Origin of the sequence: Bradyrhizobium sp. SBR1B (assembly GCF_014198205.1) — a bacterium.
Classification (GTDB): domain Bacteria; phylum Pseudomonadota; class Alphaproteobacteria; order Rhizobiales; family Xanthobacteraceae; genus Bradyrhizobium.
Genome location: NZ_JACIHC010000011.1, coordinates 102,457 through 123,053, shown reverse-complemented (window position 1 = coordinate 123,053; position 20,597 = coordinate 102,457). Strand labels below are relative to the sequence as shown.

General features: G+C 61.9%; 15 protein-coding genes and 1 pseudogene. 5 read left to right on the top strand and 11 right to left on the bottom strand.

Annotation, left to right across the window (positions count from 1 at the left end):
- Positions 1–23 precede the first annotated feature (23 nt).
- The 3 genes from GGD61_RS40250 to GGD61_RS25290 all read left to right on the top strand — a co-directional run bounded on the left by GGD61_RS40250 (position 24) and on the right by GGD61_RS25290 (position 2,429).
- On the top strand, positions 24–737 hold the full coding sequence (locus GGD61_RS40250; protein WP_210311182.1) for a sigma-70 family RNA polymerase sigma factor: 714 nt from the start codon (positions 24–26) through the stop codon (positions 735–737).
- Complete coding sequence (locus GGD61_RS40245; RefSeq protein ID WP_210311181.1) at positions 710–1,018, top strand: hypothetical protein; 309 nt, start codon at positions 710–712, stop codon at positions 1,016–1,018. The genes GGD61_RS40250 and GGD61_RS40245 overlap by 28 nt, the downstream gene beginning before the upstream one ends.
- Positions 1,019–1,331: 313 nt before the next feature.
- Entirely contained in the window at positions 1,332–2,429 is a 1,098-nt protein-coding gene (locus GGD61_RS25290) for a site-specific integrase (protein WP_183231468.1), read from the top strand.
- A gap of 13 nt (positions 2,430–2,442) precedes the next feature.
- On the opposite strand, the gene GGD61_RS25285 is transcribed toward GGD61_RS25290, so the two are convergent.
- Together GGD61_RS25285 and GGD61_RS40685 are read right to left on the bottom strand one after the other, a co-directional pair.
- Complete coding sequence (locus GGD61_RS25285) at positions 2,443–2,598, bottom strand: hypothetical protein (RefSeq protein ID WP_183231467.1); 156 nt, start codon at positions 2,596–2,598, stop codon at positions 2,443–2,445.
- A 300-nt stretch (positions 2,599–2,898) separates the two neighbouring features.
- Positions 2,899–3,087 carry an MFS transporter gene (locus GGD61_RS40685; protein WP_018316651.1) on the bottom strand — a complete coding sequence of 63 codons (189 nt, stop codon included), beginning with the start codon at positions 3,085–3,087 and terminating at the stop codon, positions 2,899–2,901.
- A gap of 316 nt (positions 3,088–3,403) precedes the next feature.
- Here GGD61_RS40685 and GGD61_RS25275 point away from each other — a divergent pair.
- Positions 3,404–3,792 (top strand): annotated as a pseudogene (locus tag GGD61_RS25275) (sigma factor); the annotation flags it as partial.
- A 66-nt stretch (positions 3,793–3,858) separates the two neighbouring features.
- Here GGD61_RS25275 and scpA read toward each other — a convergent pair.
- The 6 genes from scpA to mdeB form a co-directional block, all read right to left on the bottom strand.
- Positions 3,859–5,997 carry a methylmalonyl-CoA mutase gene (scpA, locus tag GGD61_RS25270; RefSeq protein WP_183231466.1) on the bottom strand — a complete coding sequence of 713 codons (2,139 nt, stop codon included), beginning with the start codon at positions 5,995–5,997 and terminating at the stop codon, positions 3,859–3,861.
- Positions 5,998–6,060: 63 nt separating this feature from the next.
- Positions 6,061–8,076, bottom strand: a complete 2,016-nt coding sequence (locus GGD61_RS25265) for an acetyl/propionyl/methylcrotonyl-CoA carboxylase subunit alpha (protein WP_183231465.1) — start codon at positions 8,074–8,076, stop codon at positions 6,061–6,063.
- Between the two features lie 8 nt (positions 8,077–8,084).
- Positions 8,085–9,614: an acyl-CoA carboxylase subunit beta gene (locus GGD61_RS25260; protein ID WP_183231464.1), complete on the bottom strand. Its 1,530-nt coding sequence runs from the start codon at positions 9,612–9,614 to the stop codon at positions 8,085–8,087.
- 17 nt (positions 9,615–9,631) lie between these two features.
- The gene (gene lpdA / locus GGD61_RS25255) at positions 9,632–11,347 is read right to left on the bottom strand and encodes a dihydrolipoyl dehydrogenase (RefSeq protein WP_183231463.1); all 1,716 of its coding nucleotides are present in this window, start codon (positions 11,345–11,347) and stop codon (positions 9,632–9,634) included.
- A gap of 8 nt (positions 11,348–11,355) precedes the next feature.
- Positions 11,356–12,636 carry a 2-oxo acid dehydrogenase subunit E2 gene (locus GGD61_RS25250; protein WP_183231462.1) on the bottom strand — a complete coding sequence of 427 codons (1,281 nt, stop codon included), beginning with the start codon at positions 12,634–12,636 and terminating at the stop codon, positions 11,356–11,358.
- Positions 12,637–12,653: 17 nt separating this feature from the next.
- The gene (gene mdeB, locus GGD61_RS25245; protein ID WP_183231461.1) at positions 12,654–15,332 is read right to left on the bottom strand and encodes an alpha-ketoglutarate dehydrogenase; all 2,679 of its coding nucleotides are present in this window, start codon (positions 15,330–15,332) and stop codon (positions 12,654–12,656) included.
- A 369-nt stretch (positions 15,333–15,701) separates the two neighbouring features.
- On the opposite strand from mdeB, the gene GGD61_RS25240 reads away from it, so the two are divergent.
- Entirely contained in the window at positions 15,702–16,562 is an 861-nt protein-coding gene (locus GGD61_RS25240; RefSeq protein ID WP_018316658.1) for a helix-turn-helix domain-containing protein, read from the top strand.
- A 72-nt stretch (positions 16,563–16,634) separates the two neighbouring features.
- Here the strand turns inward: GGD61_RS25240 and GGD61_RS25235 are convergent, their stop codons facing one another.
- From GGD61_RS25235 to GGD61_RS25225, 3 genes are all read right to left on the bottom strand, one after another.
- Complete coding sequence (locus GGD61_RS25235) at positions 16,635–17,858, bottom strand: ABC transporter substrate-binding protein (RefSeq protein WP_183231460.1); 1,224 nt, start codon at positions 17,856–17,858, stop codon at positions 16,635–16,637.
- Between the two features lie 76 nt (positions 17,859–17,934).
- Positions 17,935–19,800 carry a long-chain fatty acid--CoA ligase gene (locus GGD61_RS25230; RefSeq protein WP_183231459.1) on the bottom strand — a complete coding sequence of 622 codons (1,866 nt, stop codon included), beginning with the start codon at positions 19,798–19,800 and terminating at the stop codon, positions 17,935–17,937.
- A 1-nt stretch (position 19,801) separates the two neighbouring features.
- A complete protein-coding gene (locus GGD61_RS25225) occupies positions 19,802–20,581 on the bottom strand; it encodes an enoyl-CoA hydratase/isomerase family protein (protein ID WP_007594449.1) in 780 nt (259 codons plus the stop codon).
- Between the last annotated feature and the right edge of the window lie 16 nt (positions 20,582–20,597).

The following is a 20,597-nucleotide window of genomic DNA, read 5'->3' as shown; positions in this document are numbered from 1 at the left end:
TGCGGCACAGGCGAGGCCATTTAGTGCGCTATCCTTTTATTGAGAATTCGACGCGTTCCGAGCGGTTGGGCGGAGTGACGGCGCTGAATGAGAGGGATCGAGATTTGATCGACCATGCCATTAACGACCATGCCATTGATGTGGCGACGGAGGCTTTCACAGAGCACCGTGATCTGCTCTTCACGGTCGCATACGAGATGCTTGGATCGGCATCTGATGCCGAAGACGTCCTTCAGGAGACCTGGCTGCGTTGGGTGAAGGTCGACTTGGGACAGGTGCGCAACAAACGCGCCTATCTTGTCCGAATTGCAACTAGGCAGGCGCTGAATCGGCTCCGCACGATAAAGCGGCGCAGGGAGGAATATGTCGGGCCGTGGCTGCCTGAGCCGTTGATCACTGCGCCGGACGTGACGGAAGACGTCGAACTCGCCGAAAGTGTTTCCATGGCGCTCATGATCGTCCTTGAGACGCTGTCACCGGTCGAGCGCGCTGTCTTCGTTCTTCGCGACGCCTTTGATGTAACTTATGAGGAGATCGCCGCCGTCGTCGACAAGACTCCCGCGGCCGTCCGCCAAATAGCGCGCATCGGGCCCGTCTGCACGTCGATGCGCGCCGCCCTCGCCAAGTGGTCTCCCCAGCCGAGGCGAGGAGGGCACTGGAGTTATTTCGCCGTGCACTCGAATCCGGAAATCCCCAGGACCTCATCAACGTGCTTGCGCCTGACGTCGTCCTCGTGAGCGACGGCGGCGGCGTAAAGCAGGCTGCACTGCGCCCGATCATCGGGGCACAAAGGGTTGTCGGGATGTTCGTCCACGGCCTCCCGAAGATCGAAGGTGCACTCACTGGCGAGCACACTGTCGTCAACGGCAACCCGGCACTGGTCATGCGCCTTGATGGGAAAATCGACGGCGTCCTCGCGGTCCGGGTCGAGGACGCGCGCATCACCGGTCTTTACTACGTTCGAAACCCAGAGAAGCTGACACGGATCGCATCCGAAACACCGCTCACCCTTGGATGAATACTTCGAGCAGGCGCGCTGACATTTCGTCAGTTACCGTCGGCGGCGTCCGGCTCATGGCCTCCGCATAGTCCATGACGTCGCGCTCTAATCAACTGAAAATCCTGAACTCTCGCTCCAATCCATCATGGGTGCCACGGAAAAGCGATAGTCTTGATATTTCAATAAGTTGTCCTATTCTTTCAATGGACTAGAACGTGAACCAGGTGCACACGTGTGCACTCAAACTAGCCCAAATTGCACACGTTTGTACCGCATTTGATCTCCCGGTGCACACGTAGCGCACACGAAATCGGGGTGGAGTGCACACGCAATGCCGACGTTTACAAAACTCAGATCGGGAAGCTGGCGCGTTCAGGTCAGGAGGAAAAACGAGTACATCGCAAACACGTTCGTGCGACAGCGCGATGCTGAAGAATGGGCGCTTGATGTGGAGCGCTCTATCGATCGCGGCACCCCAATTCGACGTTCCCGGCCTTTTGAGCAGCCTCGAATTTTTTCCGATTTGATCACCCTGCATCTCGACGATCTTGCCCAGGTCGGCAAGCCCGTACGACGATCCAAGTCGATGGTGCTCAAGGCCCTCAAGATCTCGCTTGGACGAACAAACCTCAAAGAGCTGACCAGGGAGAGATTGATTGAGTTCGGGCGAAAGCGAGCTGCTCAAGGCGCTGGACCGGCGACCCTTGCGATCGATTTCTCATTCATCCGAACGATCCTACTTCACGCTGCCGCAGTCCACGGCATTAACGTTTCAGTCGAGAACGTACAGCTGGCCAGAGCTGCGCTAAAGCACCTGGATCTCGTCGGAAAGTCAAACGAGAGAGATCGGCGCCCTAGCCAAGACGAACTCGATCGACTGATCGGATACTCCGAATCTAACGCCCAACAGTATCTACCACTCGGTAGAATTGTTCGCTTTGCTGTGGCGACAGCAATGCGCCAAGCTGAGATCTGCCGCATCGAGTGGACTGATGTCGACATGTCAAAGCGAACCGTCACTATTCGCGACCGCAAAGATCCTCGACGCAAAGACGGAAACCACCAAGTCGTTCCTCTCCTCAATTCGACCGGGTACGATGCCTGGCAGCTTATGCTCGAGCAGCGCATTCTCACGCGCGGCCTCGGACGCGTTTTTCCATACCACTCGAAGTCGGTAGGAGCTGCCTTCCGCAGGTCATGCAACGCTATCGATATAGATGACCTATGCTTTCACGATTTGCGCCATGAAGGAACAAGTAGACTCTTCGAAGCGGGCTTTTCGATACAGCAGGTTGCGATGGTGACAGGCCATAAAGACTGGCGAATGTTGCGCCGATATACAAATCTCAAGCCCGAAGATCTGCACAAGATGCAGAAAGCTGCACAGCCATCCATGGAGCAATTCCTAGCCACCTTGGTCGCCAGCTAGAGCGCGACCTTCGTCAAATTTGAACCTGCTCGCTGAATATGTAACTGCAAGGGATCGTCTTGCCTGCTTTGGCCTTGAGAGCGGACTTCGGCGGGTACTGCATCACGTCAGCCTTGCGCCATGAGCTGACTTGCGACAGGTGGTGGCTGTCGGCGGAACGCAGACTCATGATGGGCTTTCCGGCCCGCTGTGAGTCCGTCTTGGCGATACACGGCGCGTAGGCGAGAAGCCGTAACACTCAACCCGCCAAAAATGGCCCACTTAAAAAATGACGGGTTTCAGATCGGACCCCATAAGGCTCCCCGAAGCCAACTCTGGCCAAATCCGGTCCTTCGGCTTCTGATCGCCGCAGGGGAATGAGCCCGCTTAATCGCGCATCCGAAGATCGGTGGCGATGAAATGCGTAATGGTTGGAGCGGCTGATGCGTTGACGCCGCCGATCGCATCCTGGATGCACGGTCAGCGTTTGTCACGCGCTGGGCTGCCTCAGGTGCTCGAGCCACGAGGCGACCTTGAAAGCCTCCAGGTTGCGGCCGTTCACAGCCGCGTCCTCGAAGAGATCCCACGCGTAAGCGCCGTCGCACCGTCGTTGCTGCTCCAAGCCGGCGATCGCCTGCAGAAGCGCTTCTCGTTTCGCTGGATCAATCCGGTATCCCACACCGGACGAGAAAGCGCCCTTTCCGATTGCCCGTTATTCGGGCGGCTAATGAGCCGAGCAGCGGCTCGAAGGCCCTTGCGAGCGGGCGCGCTGTTCTATTTGCCAGCGGGGCGGATCTCGTACGACGTCGTCGCCGCTGATGGCAGCGTCGCAGTGCGATGGCTATGTTTCCAATGTACCAGGCCGAGGCTATTGCTTCCTCCCCGACTGATGACAGGCGGCAGCGATTTCGGCAGCCGTTCGGCGGCAGCCAACTCTTTGGCCAACGGGTTTCCATCGAGTCGGCGACACCGAGTTCGAAGCGAAGCGCAGGCGCCTGACACGCCTGGCCTATCGGATGATGGGCTCGCTCGCCGAGGCGGAGGAGGTCGTTCAGGACGCATGGCTGCGGTGGGTCGGGGTGGAGGATTACGTCGATTCGCCTCCCGCCCATCTAACCCGCATCGTCACACGCCTGTGCCCTGACGACGCCGCGCCGCGCGGGCGCGCCGGGAAGCCTACCTGGGACCCTGGCTGCCAGATCCTCTCGTGGGTTCCATGGAGCCAGACGAGACGGTCGCCGACGACGTCACGGTCACGTTGATGCTGGCCCTCGAGCGTCTGTCTCCTCTGGAGCGGGCCGCTTTTCTTCTCCATGACGTCTTCGACGTGCCGCTAACCGAAGTGGCCATCACCCCCGCGGTCCGTACGCTCGCGGCGCGCGCTAGTGCTTGGATGAATAGAACGGATCCTGATCGAAGCCCGTGCAACTTCAAAGCGGCCGGGCCTCGATCAGCGATTTCTTCGCCGTCCCTCGATAAGATCGAGAATTGCCATAGCGGCCTCAAGTACGTTGGTACCAGGTCCAAACACGGCTGCCACTCCGCTCCGAAGCAATTCCTCGTAGTCCTGCCGTGGCACGACGCCCCCGCAAACAACAATGATGCCGCCAGCGCCAGCCAGCTTCAACTCCCTGACAACCTGAGGAACGAGCGTCCTGTGACCGGCCGCGAGCGACGAGACCCCCAGAACATGTACCTTTGCCTGAACGGCCATCGCGGCAGCTTCGGCTGGCGTCTGAAACAAAGGACCGGCAACAACATCGAACCCCATATCGCCGAATGCCGACGCAATAACCTTCGCACCTCGATCATGACCATCTTGTCCTAGCTTGGCGACCATAATCTTTGGCCTCACGCCAATCACTTGTGACACTTCGTCGAGCCGCGAGACAAGATTGGTGAACTCGGGATCGTTTCCATAAGCAGGGCCATAGACACTCGAAACAACATCGGGTATCGCCTGGTGATCTCCAAAAGCCTGCCGCATTGCATCAGACATTTCGCCGACGGTTGCTCGAGACCTAGCGGCCTCAATCGCGGCTTCCAGCAGATTTCCCTCACCTAATTGCGCGACCCGGGTTAGCCGAGCCAACGCACTGGAGACGCCCTTAGAATCTCTCGACCGTTTGATATCGGTCAGGCGGCGAATTTGCGAAGCGCGCACAGTCGAATTGTCGATCTCCAGAATGTCGATTGGCTCCTCTTGTTCAAGCCGAAACCGATTAACTCCGACAATAACCTGATCGCCGCGATCGATCGCGGCCTGCTTGCGCGTCGCCGATTCTTCGATCAATCGCTTAGGCCACCCTGTCGCGATCGCGTTCGCCATCCCTCCCCGCTCTTCGACCTCCTCCATGAGTTGCCAGGCAGCCTTGACGAGATCGTCCGTCAGGCGCTCGACATAGTAGGATCCCGCGAGGGGATCGACGACGTCGGCGACGCCCGTCTCATGCTGAAGGATCAGCTGGGTGTTCCGGGCAATCCGAGCCGAAAACTCAGTAGGCAATGCGATGGCTTCGTCGAACGAATTTGTGTGCAGCGATTGCGTGCCGCCCAGAACGGCGGCTAAGGCCTCATAAGCGGTCCGCACGATATTGTTATACGGATCATGCTCCTGGAGCGACACTCCCGACGTCTGACAGTGCGTACGAAGCACTAAGGACGACTGCTTTTTAGGATTGAATTCCGCCATAACACGCGACCAGATAAGCCGAGCAGCGCGCAACTTCGCCGCTTCCATGAAGAAATTCATTCCGATAGCGAAGAAGAATGAAAGCCGCCCTGCAAAGTCATCGATGTTAAGGCCCTTGGCAAGAGCAGACCGGACGTATTCACGTCCATCAGCAAGCGTAAAGGCCAGCTCCTGGACGAGCGTCGCCCCCGCCTCTTGCATATGGTAGCCTGAAATCGAGATGGAGTTGAAGCGCGGCATGTTCTGCGCGGTAAACGCTATAATGTCAGCAACAATGCGCATCGATGGTTCCGGCGGATAAATGTATGTATTGCGGACCATGAACTCCTTCAGAATGTCATTTTGGACAGTTCCCGAGAGAGCTTCGCGCGGAATTCCCTGCTCTTCACCGGCGACAATGAAGGTTGCGAGAATGGGGATTATCGCTCCGTTCATGGTCATCGACACCGACGTTTCCCCGAGGGGAATGCCGTCAAAGAGGATCTTCATGTCTTCGACTGAGTCGATGGCAACGCCCGCCTTCCCGACATCACCTAGGACGCGAGGATGATCAGAATCATAGCCGCGGTGGGTCGCCAAGTCGAATGCAACCGACAAGCCCTTCTGTCCTGAGGAAAGGGCGGAACGATAGAATGCGTTTGACGCCTCTGCAGTCGAGAATCCCGCATACTGGCGGATTGTCCACGGTCTGCCAGTATACATCGTCGCCTTAGGACCGCGAACGAACGGCGACATGCCAGGTAACGTGTCCAGATGCTCGATCCCATCTAAATCAGAAGCCGTATAGATTGGCTTGACTTCAATGCCCTCCGGAACCTTCCGCACGAGCGCGATGGGATCGCCTTTTAGTTCCTTCTCGGCAATCCTCTTCCATTCATCTGGAAATGACATCGACATTCCTGATCTCGCACCGGTTACCGACCTAATTGTCAACCACGCATCACGGGCTACATGGCCTGCTTACGCAAATTCCAAGATCAGCGCGTCCACCGCCAGCGTCGCACCGGCGCTGGCGTGGATCTTCTTCACCGTACCGTCCTGCTCGGCACGGAGCACGTTCTGCAGCTTCATGGCTTCGACCACCGCAAGGGTCTCGCCGGCCTTGACCTCCTGCCCCTCGCTGACCGCGATCGAGACCACGAGGCCGGGCATCGGGCAAAGCAGCTTCTTGCCGCTGTCGGAGGCCGTCGTCACCGGCATCAAGCGCGCCGAGGCCGCTTCGGCCTCGGTCCAGACATAGACCGGCACCTCGACGCCCTGATGCGCGAGACGGATCCCGTTCGCGATGGGGCGCGTTTGCACGGCGACGAAATGGCCGTCGATGGTGCCCTGCCAGACCGGGTCACCGGGCTTCCATGGCGACTGCAGCAGATGGGCATTGCCGGCCTTGCCCTCGGAGTCGACGAAGCGGATCGCGATGGCGTCGCCCTCGCGGCTGACCTCGAGCAAGATCTCCTGGCGGTCGAGCCAGACCGCGCGGCGGCGCTCGCGCTGCACGATGCGGCCGCCCATCTGGCCGGAGATCTGCCGCTTGCGTTCGCCGAGCACGTGATCGATGGCGGCGCCGACCGCGGCGATCCGCCGGGCGACCTCGCCTTCGGGCACGCGCACCGCAAACCCCTTGGGGAATTCCTCGGCGATGAAGCCGGTCGACAGCCGGCCCTCGCGCCAGCGCGGATGATGCATCAGCGCCGACAGGAACGGAATGTTGTGGCGGATACCGTCGACGTAGAACGAGTCGAGCGCAGTCGCCTGCGCCTCGATCGCAGCAGCGCGGGACGGCGCGTGCGTGACGAGCTTGGCGATCATGGGATCGTAATGGATCGAGATCTCGCCGCCTTCCTGCACGCCGGTGTCGTTGCGCACCGTGATGCCGTCCTGGCTGGCTTCCGCCGGGGGACGGTATTTCACCAGGCGCCCGATCGAGGGAAGGAAATTGCGGAACGGATCTTCGGCATAGAGGCGCGACTCCACCGCCCACCCGGTCAGCGTGACGTCCTTCTGCGCCAGCGCGAGCTTCTCGCCGGCGGCCACTCGGATCATCTGCTCGACGAGATCGATGCCGGTGACGAGCTCGGTGACGGGATGCTCGACCTGGAGGCGCGTATTCATCTCCAGGAAGTAGAAGCTCTTGTCCTGGCCTGCGACGAATTCGACAGTGCCGGCGGAATCGTAGTTCACGGCTTTCGCCAGCGCGACCGCCTGCTCGCCCATCTTGCGGCGGGTTTCCTCATCCAGCAGCGGCGACGGCGCCTCCTCGATGACCTTCTGGTTGCGGCGCTGAATCGAGCATTCGCGCTCGCCGAGATAGATCACGTTGCCGTGCTTGTCGCCGAGCACCTGGATCTCGATATGGCGGGGATCGACGATGAACTTCTCGACGAAGACGCGGTCGTCGCCGAACGAGGCCTTCGCCTCCGCCTTGGCGAGGTTGAAGCCCTCCGCGACCTCGGCCTTGGAATGCGCGATGCGCATGCCCTTGCCGCCGCCGCCGGCGGAGGCCTTGATCATGACGGGATAGCCGATCTCGTCGGCGATGCGGACCGCGTGCTTGTCGTCCTCGATGACGCCGAGATAGCCCGGCACGGTCGAGACCTTGGCCTTGGCCGCCGCCTTCTTGGATTCGATCTTGTCGCCCATCGCCGCGATGGCGGCCGGGTTGGGGCCGATGAAGACGATGCCGGCCGCCTCGAGCGCGCGCGGAAACGCCTCGCGCTCGGACAGGAAGCCATAGCCGGGGTGCACGGCCTGTGCGCCCGTCTTGCGGCAGGCCTCGACGATCTTCTCGATCACCAGATAACTCTCGGCCGCCGCGGGCGGGCCGATCAGCACCGCCTCGTCGGCCATCTCGACATGCAGGGCATCGCGGTCGGCCTCGGAACAGACCGCAACCGTCTGAACTCCCATCTTGCGGGCGGTCTTGATGACCCGGCAGGCGATTTCGCCGCGATTGGCGATCAGAATGCGTTTGAACACTTCTCTTCTCACAACGGCATGTTGTCGTGCTTCTTCGCCGGCGCTTCCATTTTCTTGTCCTTCAGCATCGCCAGCGCCCGCGCGATCCGCTTCCGCGTCGAATGCGGCATGATGACGTCGTCGATATAGCCGCGCTCGGCGGCGATGAACGGCGACAGGAAGCGGTCCTCGTATTCCTTGGTGCGCGCGGCGATCTTGTCGGGGTCGCCGATGTCACTGCGGAAGATGATCTCGACCGCGCCCTTGGCGCCCATCACCGCGATCTGGGCGGTCGGCCAGGCGTAGTTCATGTCGGCGCCGATCTCCTTGGAGGCCATGACGTTGAAGGCGCCGCCATAGGCCTTGCGGGTGATGATGGTCACCAGCGGCACGGTGCACTGCGAATAAGCGAACAGCAGCTTGGCGCCGTGCTTGATCAGGCCTCCATATTCCTGCGCGGTGCCCGGCAGGAAGCCCGGCACGTCCACGAAAGTGACGATCGGGATGTTGAAGGCATCGCAGAAGCGGACGAAGCGCGCGGCCTTGCGCGAGGCATCCTTGTCGAGCACGCCGGCCAGCACCATCGGCTGGTTGGCGATGAAGCCGACGGTGCGGCCCGCGATACGGCCGAAGCCGGTGACGATGTTCTTGCCAAAACTCTCCGCGATCTCGAAGAGATCGCCCTCGTCCACGACCTTCAGGATCAGTTCCTTCATGTCGTAGGGCTTGTTCGGATTGTCGGGGATCAGCGTGTCCAGGGACATGTCGACCCGCTCGATGTCGTCGAAGCTCGGCCATTCCGGCACGCCGTCGGAATTGTTCGACGGCAGGAAGTCGATCAGGCGCCGCATCTGCAGGAGCGTCTCGACGTCGTTCTCGAAGGCGCCGTCGGCGATCGAGGAGCGCGTCGCGTGCACCGAGCCGCCGCCAAGCTCTTCCGCCGTGACGACCTCGTTGGTGACGGTCTTCACCACGTCGGGGCCGGTGACGAACATGTAGCTAGTGTTCTTCACCATGAAGATGAAGTCGGTCATGGCAGGCGAATAGACGTCGCCGCCGGCGCAGGGGCCCATGATGACGGAGATCTGCGGGATCACGCCGGACGCCAGCACGTTGCGGCGGAACACGTAGGAATAGCCGGCGAGCGCGGCGACGCCTTCCTGGATGCGGGCGCCGCCGGCGTCATAAAGGCCGATGATGGGCGCCCTTGCCTTCATCGCCATGTCCTGGAGCTTGGTGATCTTCAGCGCGTGCGTTTCCGACAGCGAGCCGCCGAACACGGTGAAGTCCTTGGCGAAGACGAAAGTCTTGCGGCCGTTGACGGTGCCCCAGCCGGTGACGACACCGTCGCCGGGGATCTTGGTCTTCTCCATCCCGAATTCGGTCGAGCGGTGCTGGACGAACATGTCCATCTCCTCGAACGAATGCTTGTCGAGCAGCAGGTCGATCCGCTCCCGCGCAGTGAGGCGGCCGCGCGCATGCTGCGCGTCGATGCGCTTCTCGCCGCCGCCGAGTTTGGCACCGGCGCGACGTTGTTCAAGAGCTTCGATAACGGACATCGATTGGGCCAACTGAGCTACCGCTTTCTGGCGATTGGAGGCAGGTCGGTGCAAATGCCCTCAAAGACTTCGGCAGCCATGCCGATCGTCTCGCCGAGGGTCGGATGCGGGTGAATGGTCTTGCCGATATCGATCGCGACAGCCCCCATTTCGATCGCGAGACAGATTTCCCCGATCATATCGCCGGCATGCGGCCCGACGATCACGCCCCCGACGATGCGATCGGTCTCGACGTCGAACAACAGCTTCGTCATGCCATAGGACGCGCCCGACGCGATGGCCCGGCCGGACGCGGCCCATGGGAATTTTGCCGAACGGATCTTCCCTCCGGAATCGGCGACATCACGCTCGGACTTGCCGACCCATGCGATCTCAGGATCGGTGTAGGCGACATTGGGGACGATCTTCGCTGTAAAGGCCGCCGGCTTCCCGGCGGCTACTTCCGCGGCGACGTGCCCCTCGTGAACGGCCTTGTGGGCCAGCATCGAACCGCCGACGACGTCGCCGATGGCGAAGACGTTGCGCACCGTCGTTCTCATCTGCTCGTCGACCTGAATGAAGCCGTTCGGATCGATTGCAACGCCGATCCGTTCGAGGCCGAGCTCGCCGCTGTTGGGAACGCGGCCCGCAGATTGCAGCACGAGATCGTAGGATCGTGTCTGAACTGACGCGCCCGTGATAGCAACCGTCACGCCGTCGGGCGTCACCGCGGCAGTTGATACGCTGCTTTCAAGGTCGATATGCTCGAAGCGATGCGCATTGCGCGAACGCCAGATCTTCACCGCATCGGCATCCACGCCCGCCAGGATATCGGGAAGCCTTTCGACAAGATCGATCTTCGCGCCGAGCGCGCTGTAGACGGTCGCCATCTCCAGCCCGATGATCCCGGCTCCGATCACGAGCATGGAGCCCGGAATGCTTCGCAGCGAGAGCGCGCCGGTCGAGGTCACGATCCGCTCGTCCTTGGGAAGCACCGCCAACTGCACCGCGCGCGAGCCCGTCGCGATGATACATTGTCCGAAGTCGATCTGCTGCGAGCCTGCCCCTTCGCCGGCAACCTCGAGCCGCGTCGCGGAGATGAATTTCGCGGTGCCGCGGATCACCGTGACGCGGCGCGCCGCCGCCATCTGGCTCAGCCCATCCGTCAGCTTCGTGACCACGCCGTCCTTGAAGGCGCGCAGCGCCTGCAGATCGATCTGCGGCGCGCCGAAGCGAATGCCCAGGTCAGCGATCCGCTCGGCCTCCTCTTTGACGGCCGCAACATGAAGCAGCGCCTTCGACGGGATACATCCGACATTCAGGCAAACTCCGCCCAGGGTGCCGTAGCGTTCGACGATCGCGGTCCTCAGTCCAAGATCTGCTGCCCGAAAAGCTGCTGAATAGCCGCCCGGCCCGCCTCCGATCACGACGAGATCGTAGCGTGCATGATCTGTTGCACGCTGGCCAGCATCGGCCTGATCCGCCGAGACCGCCTCGCTTTGCGGGCCCGCTTTGTCCGACGCCGACGCCGTGCCAATCATGGTGCCTTGAGACACCTTGTCTCCAACGCGTAGCGAAATGCTCGTGATCACCCCTGCAATCGGCGACGGAATCTCCAGCGTCGCCTTGTCGGATTCCACGGTGATCAACGCCTGCTCTCGCGCGACGACGTCGCCCGCCCTGACGTGGATCTCGACGACTTCGACGTCTCGGAAGTCCCCGATGTCGGGGACCCGGATCTCCTCTGTCCGCATCTGCGTCCTCACAATGCGAAACGCCGCAGATCGGAGAGCACCGACGCGACGAAGCCCAGGAACCGGGCCCCGGCTACGCCGTCGACGACCCGGTGATCCCACGACAGACTCAGGGAAAGGACGAGCCGCGGTTCGAATTCGCGCCCATTCCAGACTGCCTCGGTGGCGGCACGACCGGCTCCGAGGATTGCCACCTCGGGCGCATTGATGATGGGCGTAAATCCCTGACCGCCGACGCCTCCCAGAGACGACACCGAGAAACAGCCGCCCTGCATGTCGCCCGACGCGAGCTGCCCCGCGAGCGCCTTGTCGGCAAGCGAGCGCATCTCGGCGGCGATCTGCCGAAGGCCCTTCTTATCGCAGTCCCGGATCACCGGCACGACCAGACCTTTCGGCGTGTCGACGGCGAAGCCGATGTGGACGTAGTGCTTGAGGATCAGTTCGTCGCCATCGAGCGATGAATTGAAGCGCGGGTGCTTCTGCAGCGCCAAGGCCGCGGCCTTGATCAGCAGCGACACCATGGTGAGTTTCGCCGTGTCCTTCGCGGCCTCGGCATTGGCGAGCTGGCGGAAGGCTTCAGCGTCGGTCACATCCGCTTTGTCGAAATTCGTCACGTGGGGAATGACGGTCCAGTTGCGCGAGAGGTTCGCGCCGGTCAGCTTCTGGATCCGCGTCAGCGGCAGGCGCTCGACCGCGCCGTACCTCTCGAAATCCACTTTGGGCCGATCGACCGGCGCGTCGGGCGCAAGCGCCATCGCCGGTCCCGACCGCGCCAGTCCGTTGACGAAGGCCGCCACATCCTCGCGCAGAATCCGGCCTTTGGGGCCGGTGGGCACGACAGAGTCCAGCGCCACGCCGAGCTCACGCGCCAAAGCGCGCACCGACGGCGACGCATGCGCAGCCCCGCTGGGCCGCGGCTGTTGTGCACGTGCTCGCGAACCATCGACTGGAGCGGCGGGCGCCGGCTGTGACAGCGCCTCCTGCTGCGAGAACCGTTGCTCCACCTGTGGCGCCGACGCAGCCGCCGGCGAAGGCGCGGTGGATTCACCGCGACCTTCGAGGATCATCAGAACCGAACCTTCTGAAACCCGCGCCCCGACGTCGATCATCAGTTTGGCCACCGTGCCTGCGGCCGGGGACGGCACCTCCATCGTCGCCTTGTCGGACTCGATCGACAGCAACGGCATGTCGATTGTGACCTCGTCGCCGACCAACACATTGATTTCGACTACCGGAACATCCTTGTAGTCTCCGATGTCCGGCAGAACGACTTCAATTGAATGAGACATGCGCGCTCCGCCCTCTGTCAGCGAGACCAAGGCGATGCAACGCCGGTCGGCAATTCGTAGCTGGCGATGGCTTCGGCGACCTGCTCACGCGCCACGTCACCCGATTTTGCCAGCGCCGACAGCGCCGCAACGACGATCTGCTTGCGATCGACCTCGAAGAAAGATCTCAGCGCGGCGCGCGTATCGCTGCGCCCGAAGCCGTCGGTGCCCAGCACCGTATAGGGGGCCTCGATGTAAGAACCGATCAGTTGCGGATACGCCCGGACATAATCCGAAGCCGCGACGATCGGCACCTTGCCGCCGAGGCATTGTGCGACGTGGCTCTCGACCGGGGTCGACAGCGGCGAGAGCCGATTAGTTCGCTCCACCTCACGCGCCTCTCGCGCCAGCTCGGAAAAGCTCGTTGCCGACCAGACTTCGCTGGGCACTTTCCATTCGCTTTGCAGCATCGCCGCGGCAGCGAGCGCCTCCGGAAGAATGGCGCCCGAGCCGATCAGCCTGATCTTCGCCGGCCCGTTAGCGCTCGGCAGAACCCGATAGAGTCCCTTGATGATGCCGTCGCGCGCATCGTCGGGCATCGAGGGCTGCGCATAGTTCTCGTTCATCGCCGTGAGGTAATAGAACTCGTCGTTGCCCTGCTCGAGCATCGACCGCATGCCGTGATCCACGATGACGGCCACCTCGTAGGAGAATGCCGGATCGTAGGCCCGGCAGTTCGGAACGGTCGCCGCCATCAGATGGCTGGACCCGTCCTGATGCTGCAAGCCTTCGCCACCGAGCGTCGTCCGGCCGGCCGTCGCCCCGATCAGAAAGCCACGCGCGCGCTGGTCCGCCGCCGCCCAGATCAGATCGCCGACCCGCTGAAAGCCGAACATCGAATAGTAGATATAGAACGGTAGCAATGGGAAGTTATGGATGCTGTAGGAGGTCGCCGCCGCGGTCCAGGACGAAATCGCCCCCGCCTCGGTGATCCCTTCCTCCAACAATTGACCGTCGATCGCTTCCTTGTAGTACAGCATCGAGCCGGCATCTTCCGGCTCGTAGAGCTGCCCTGCCGGCGAGTAGATGCCGACCTGCCTGAACAGGTTCGCCATTCCGAAGGTGCGGGCTTCGTCGGCGACGATGGGAACGATGCGCGGGCCGAGCGTCTTGTCCTTGAGCAAATTGGTGAACAGCCGCACGATCGCCATCGTCGTCGACGTCTCCTTGCCGTCGCCGCGCAACGCGAACTCCGCGTAGGATTGCAGCGGCGGCACCGGCAGCGTCGCCGAAGCGCGTCGCCGCACCGGCATGTAGCCGCCGAGTGCCGCGCGACGGGCGCGCAGATACTGAATTTCCGCGCTGTCTTCCGCAGGCGTGAAGAACTCCAGATTCTCGACCTGCTCGTTGCTGAGCGGCAGAGCGAACCGGTCGCGGAACGCATACAGCGCATCGACGTCGAGCTTCTTGGCCTGGTGCGACGTCATGCGCGACTCGCCGGCGCCGCCCATGCCGTAGCCCTTCTTGGTCTTCGCCAGAATGACGGTCGGCCGACCCTTGATGTCCTTAGCGGCAGCAAAGGCAGCGAACAGCTTCTTGAAGTCGTGGCCACCGCGCTTCAGGCCGTCGATATCCGCGTCCGACATGTGCGCAACCAGCGCCCGGACCTCGGGGTCCTCGCTGAAGAAGTTGGCGAGGTTGTAGGCGCCATCCTTGGCGCCGAGCGTCTGATATTTGCCATCGACGGTGTCGGCGAATTTGCGCAGCAGCGCATGCTTGCTGTCGCGTGCGAAGATATCGTCCCAGTCCGATCCCCACAACACCTTGATGACGTTCCAGCCGGCGCCCTGGAAGAGAGATTCGAGTTCCTGAATCACCTGGCCGTTGCCGCGGACCGGCCCATCCAGGCGCTGCAGGTTGCAATTGACGACGAAGGTGAGGTTGTCGAGATTTTCCCGCGCCGCCAGGGCGAGCCCGGCGATCGATTCCGGCTCGTCCATCTCGCCGTCGCCGAACACACCCCAGACGTGGCGACCAGCCGTCTGCACCAGGCCGCGATGCTGCAGATACTTCATGAACCGTGCCTGGTAGATCGCGCTGATCGGGCCGAGGCCCATCGACGCCGACGGCACCTGCCAGAACTCCGGCATCAGCCAGGGATGCGGATAGGACGACAGACCGGGACCGCTCAGTTCCTGGCGATACAGCTTGAGATTTTCGTCCGACAGACGGCCTTCGAGATACGCTCGTGCATAGACTCCGGGGGACGAATGCGGCTGGAAATACACCAAGTCCCCCTCCGACTCGGAGCTTGACGCGCGAAAGAAATGATTAAATCCGACTTCGAAAATCTCCGCGGCTGAGGCATAGCTGGCGACGTGCCCGCCGAGTTCCCCATAGGCCCTGTTGGCACGGACCACTATCGCGAGCGCGTTCCAGCGAATGATCGCCGTCAGGCGCGTCTCGATCGCGATGTTGCCGGGGTAGGGCTTCTGCTGCTCGAGCGGAATCGAATTGCGATAGGGCGAAAACGGCGGAGAGTCCGGCAGAACTCCAAGCTCCTTCGCACGCCGATCAAGCGCAGCCAGGATGTATCGCACGCGCTCGGCACCGGCGCTGCGGTGGAGCGATCCAAGCGATGCGAGCCAATCGGCGGTTTCGACCGTGTCCTGATCGGCGTTGACCGCCTTGCGTGGCGGATCGATGTGTGCAGTCATGCGTCGGGCTCCAGAAAGCCCGCACTTGGTAGCATCGGGTGCTATGGCACGTGCTGCTGAATACGGCCGCGTTCCGACGGATTACCCGACTCGGGAGGGACGCCGAGGCTCGCGTCGCAGCATTCTCTGCTGTTGGTTTAATCAGCAAGTGATCGAACCGTGGGCCGCCTGACAGGTGCTTCCGCTTGGTCACGGCGCAACATGACGCATCACTAAGCGCTCACGCCGCAGGAGCGGGCATCTTGTCGCAGATCAGCGAACTCAACGGCTCGCCGCGACTAGTGACCTGACCTTTCAAAACAGCTAACCTCAGTTAACAGCAGGATCTGCATCAAGGCTTGACTGACTTGACGAATTGGCAGGATTGAAATGCCGCCCGAGACCGAGTTCGATCCGGATTTTGCGCGAATGGATCTGCCCGATCTTCGGATCAACTATGATCCGGTCGATCCGGATCAGTTCGATCGTCCCGTCACTTCATTCTGTCTCGAAACCAGCAAAGACAACGACGACCTACCGCTGCACTCACACCGCAAAGGCCAATTGGTCGTCGCATCTCATGGCTCGGTGATGTGCCGGGCGCCTGGCGGCTTGTGGATCGTACCTCCGCAAGGCGCGGTATGGATCCCGGCCGGCGTGCAGCACAGCAATTGCGTGGCCGATTTCGGCAAACTCTACACCGTGTTCATCGATCCACAGGTCAGCATGCTGCCGCGGACCTGCTGCACGCTGATGATCACGTCGCTGGTGCGCGAATTGATCCACCGCCTCTCGGTGTTCCCACCGCTCTATCCGCTGGAAGGACCGACCAGCCGTCTCGGCCGGGTATTGCTCGACGAACTCGTGCAGATGCCGACGACGGATGAAATGTATCTGCCGATCTCCCCCGACGCCCGTCTTCAACACCTCGCCACTTCCTTGTTGAATAATCCGGGCGACCGCAGCACGATGGACGAAGTCGCCTCGCGCTACGCAATGAGCGAGAGCACGTTCGCACGCTTCATCGCCAAGGAAACAGGGATGACCTTCGGGCGCTGGCGCCAGCGTCTCCACATTCTGATCGCCATGCAACGCCTCACGGCGGGCAGTTCGGTCCAGGCCGTGTCGCTGGAACTGGGCTACGAAACGCCCAGCGCGTTCATCACGATGTTCAAGAAGACGATGGGACAGAGCCCTCGCCGCTTCCTTGCCGAGCGGTCGCGCCTGATAAATTCGGACAGTTTGCCCTAGCTCGCACGTCCCTGCCTCGGTATTTGACGACCGCGACCCCACGACACTTTCGCGGGGCCGCACGGGACGAGCTCAGCGTTTGCTGTAAGGCGCAAGCGGATATTCGAGCGACGCTTCCGCGATGGCCTTTGGAGCCACCACCCGCGGCCTGCCTTTCAAACCCTGCAGCATCACCATCGAACAGTGGATGTTCTGGCCGGTCTCGTCGAACTTGGTGTTGTCGCCGTACATCAGGAAAGGCTTCATGTCGGTCGTCTTGAGCGCGCCGTGAATCGCTGGTGACTCCGGCGACGCCGCCCGCGTCACGGCATCTGCGACGATCTGCACCGCCTCGAACGCGCAGCCCGCATTGGCATCGAACCAGTCGCTCGGGTAGTCGGCCGCGAACATCTTCATGATCTTGTCGGTCTCGGTGCCCTTGGGATTGAGCCACAACGCCGACAGAACCGGGCCGTCACCGTACTTTCCGAGCGCGTCGTGATACGCCTTGTCCGACACGCCGTTGGAGTTAGGCGAAAACACCATCTTGGGATCCCAGCCCTGCTTGATGCATTCGCGCGCGATCATGATCGCGTCGTTGACGCGCGTGACCGAGATCAAGGCATCGGCACCCGACGCTTTCGCCTTGGCTACTTCCACCGACAGGTCCTTGGCCTTCTCGTCATAGGCAACATACTGCGCGATCTTGAGCGGAACACCTACCTCCTTCCACGCCTGATCGATGCTGGCCGCCGTCGACTGCCCCATCGTGTTGTTGAGATGGAGAACGACGGCGCTGCTCGGCGGATCCTTCAGCGTGCCGAGCACGGACTTCAGCTCGGCCAGCGATTGCCGCACGATGGTCAGCGACGTGGGGTAATAGCGGAACACTTGGGTGAAGCCCTGCGAAGTCACCTGGGTGGCGCTCGCGATGTGGACCACCATCGGCACCTTGGCGGCCTCGCAGGCCTGCAGGGCCGAAATGGTGGCGCCGGAATCCCACGCGCCGATCAGCACGGTGCAGCCCTGCCGGATCAGGCTCTCGGCGGCAATCCGGCCGTTCTCCGGACGGCTTTGCGTGTCGGCGTGAACGATCTCGATGTCGAGGCCGAACTTCTCACGCGCGAATTTGGCGCCGAGATCGATGCCGCGCACGCAGGCCTGACCGGGAAACGCCAGCACGCCGCTGCTGGGCATGATCGCTCCGACCTTCACTTTCGTGGTCGCCGCAAACGATGGCCTTGATACCAGGCCTGCCGCAATTCCCAATCCGCTTCCGACAATCGTCCGCCGCGTGATTCCGCTTCGCTTGGTCATCTCGATGTCCTGTTGCTGAAGGAGTGAACTGTATCTTGACTAGTAGCTTCGTAGGTTTGGGGAGCGACCGCCGACGTCAAAGGCCCATCTCGGCCTTGATCAGCTTTTCCTCGGTTTCGTCGTAGAGAGATGCGATCAGCGACTGATAGCGCTCGTTGATCTGCTTGCGACGCTTCTTCCGCGTCGGCGTCATCACGCCGTTCTCGAGCGACAGCTCCTCCGGCAGAATGCGGAACGCCTTGATCTGCTCGGCTCGCGCCAGCCTTCCGTTGGCCTTGCCGATCTCCGCCTCGATCAGCCGGTTGACGATCTCGGAGGCTGCCAGGTCGGCGTAACCTGTGATCTTGTCGTCGCGCGACTTCGCCCAGTCCAGTGTGGCGGTAGCATCCACTTCGATCAGGGCGGTGAGATATTTTCGCCCCTCGCCGATGACCGCCGCTTCGGAGATGAAGGGGCTGTGCCTCAGCTCGTTTTCGATCTGAGTTGGGCTGATCGATTTACCGTTCGACGTGTTGATGATCTCCTTCTTCCGGTCGACCAGCTTGAAGATTCCTTCCGGCGACACTTCGACGATGTCGCCGGTGTAGAGCCAGCCGTCGCGAAGCGCGGCCTTCGTTTCGTCCGGCTTGTTCCAATAGCCCGCGAACAATCCCGGTCCACGGACGATCATCTCGCCGTCCTGGAGCACGGCGGTTTCCCAAGCCGGATCCGGCAACGGGACCCCGACGTTGCCAGCCTTCGGCCACTCCGCCATCTGCACCAGATTGGCACCGACCAATTCGGTCTGGCCGTAGCACTCCTTGAGCTGCAAGCCCCACAGCTGCCACAGCGACATCAGCTCGGACGGCATCGCCGCCGACGAGGTGAACGCGACCTTCAGCTCGTCGAAACCGACCTCCGCGAGCAGCGGCAGGAACACTTGCTCGCGGCAGGCCGCGAATAGTTTCGAGACGAAGGCGTCTTCGTGGCCGCCCTGGCGGTCTTCGAGCGCCCTGCGCGCGATCGTCATGGCGAGCGTGTAGCTCTGATCTCCCGCGCCGCCGGCGGGATGCACCTTGCTGAGAATTTGCGTCGCAAAACGCTGGTAGAACCGCGGCGGCGCCATGTAGTAGGTCGGCTTCACCTCTTTGATCGTCTGGGCGAAGTCCGCGGTCGTCTCGCCGAAATAAGGAACTGCGTCGGCGATCAGCGGCAACGTCGTCGCCTGCCCGCGCGCGACGGTATGCGACATCGGCAAATGCACCACCACCCGATGTTCCTCCTCGCGCATGCTGGGGCCGAACAGGGTGATGCAATGAACGCCGGCGAGAATGGAAAGGTGCGTCAGCATGGCGCCTTTGGGGTTCCCGGTCGTCCCGGACGTATAGCCGATGCTGACGACATCGGACGCCTTTGCTGTCGCGCTCTCCTTCTGCAGATAATCATGCGCATCGACATCGTGTGCTCCGACAAAGTCGGCCAGCGACTTGATCGACGCCGTGGCCTCGCCGGTCCAATCCGGGTCGAGCACGATGATGCCGCGGAGCTGCTCGGCCTGATTGGAGGCGATCACGATGCGAAGCTGCTGCTCCCCGCCGACGAACGCGAACTTCGCGCCTGAATCCGTGAGACAGTAAGCCACTTCTTCAGGTGACGAGGTGAAGTACACGCCTACCATGACGCCGCCGGCGCACATCGTGGCCATGTCGGCGATCAACCATTCCTCGGACGAATCGCCCATGATCGCGACCCGATCGCCGCGCTCGAGACCAGCACGCTGCAGCGCGCTGGCCAGGTTCACGACACGCTGCGCATAGGCGCCCCACGTCATGGCGGTCCAGGCGCCGTGACGCTTTTGTTGCACGGCGATCTTGTCGGGCCGCTCCGCAAGTCGCGCAGCCAAAAGTTGCGCGATGGTCGTATCGGCCAACTGGGCGCCGGATGTAATCGCAGCGACGTTCATCTCATCGCTCCGCGAAACGCTTGCGCTTGGCCGCGAAGGCGGCTACCGCCTCGGCCCTCTCGGGCGATTTGAAGGTCAACATCTCCAGCGCCGCAGAAGTGTCGAGCAGCAGGTGGGCATACTGCTTGATGATCTTATTGACGCTGTACTTGGTCCACACGATCGATTCCTTCGGCCCGCTTGCCAGCAGTTCGGCGTATTCGATCGCGGCATCGAGAACGTTACCGTCCGCGACCACCTCGTTGATCATGCCGATAGCAGCCGCTTTCTCGGCGGAGATGAATTCGCCGGTCATCAGATAGTGCTTCGCACGAACCGGCCCCATCAGCAGCGGCCAGATCACCGCGCCGCCATCGCCCGCGACGACGCCGGCATTAACGTGCGTGTCGGCGAAACGAGCTGTCGAGCTCGCATAGATCACGTCGCAGAACAGCGCGAGCGTGGCACCCAGGCCGACCGCGACCCCGTTGACGGCCGCGACGATCGGCACTTCGACTTCCAGCATGTTGCGGATGAGGTGGCGACCGCTGCGCGTCGGGGACGGCAGCGTCCCCTTATCCAGCGACTTCTGATCGCCACCGGAGCAAAATCCGCGGCCCGCACCGGTGAGAACGATCGCGTTGACAGAGCTGTCGTGATCCAGCTTGACAAAGACGTCTTCGAGCTCCTCGTGCATCTCCCAGTTGATCGCGTTGAGGATCTCCGGTCGGTTCATCGTGACGATCGCGACGCCTGTGGCGCGCTGTTCGACGATCAGGTACTTGTAGCCGTATTGCGACATTGATTTCACCGCTGGA

Excerpts from the sequence above, each read along its gene's own strand:
- GGD61_RS25290 (WP_183231468.1), top strand. The coding sequence starts at position 1,332 with ATGCCGACGTTTACAAAACTCAGATCGGGAAGCTGGCGCGTTCAGGTC.
- GGD61_RS25285 (WP_183231467.1), bottom strand. The coding sequence starts at position 2,598 with ATGAGTCTGCGTTCCGCCGACAGCCACCACCTGTCGCAAGTCAGCTCA.
- scpA (WP_183231466.1), bottom strand. The coding sequence starts at position 5,997 with ATGTCGATGTCATTTCCAGATGAATGGAAGAGGATTGCCGAGAAGGAA.
- GGD61_RS25260 (WP_183231464.1), bottom strand. The coding sequence starts at position 9,614 with ATGTCCGTTATCGAAGCTCTTGAACAACGTCGCGCCGGTGCCAAACTC.
- lpdA (WP_183231463.1), bottom strand. The coding sequence starts at position 11,347 with ATGCGGACAGAGGAGATCCGGGTCCCCGACATCGGGGACTTCCGAGAC.
- GGD61_RS25250 (WP_183231462.1), bottom strand. The coding sequence starts at position 12,636 with ATGTCTCATTCAATTGAAGTCGTTCTGCCGGACATCGGAGACTACAAG.
- mdeB (WP_183231461.1), bottom strand. The coding sequence starts at position 15,332 with ATGACTGCACACATCGATCCGCCACGCAAGGCGGTCAACGCCGATCAG.
- GGD61_RS25240 (WP_018316658.1), top strand. The coding sequence starts at position 15,702 with ATGCCGCCCGAGACCGAGTTCGATCCGGATTTTGCGCGAATGGATCTG.
- GGD61_RS25235 (WP_183231460.1), bottom strand. The coding sequence starts at position 17,858 with ATGACCAAGCGAAGCGGAATCACGCGGCGGACGATTGTCGGAAGCGGA.
- GGD61_RS25230 (WP_183231459.1), bottom strand. The coding sequence starts at position 19,800 with ATGAACGTCGCTGCGATTACATCCGGCGCCCAGTTGGCCGATACGACC.
- GGD61_RS25225 (WP_007594449.1), bottom strand. The coding sequence starts at position 20,581 with ATGTCGCAATACGGCTACAAGTACCTGATCGTCGAACAGCGCGCCACA.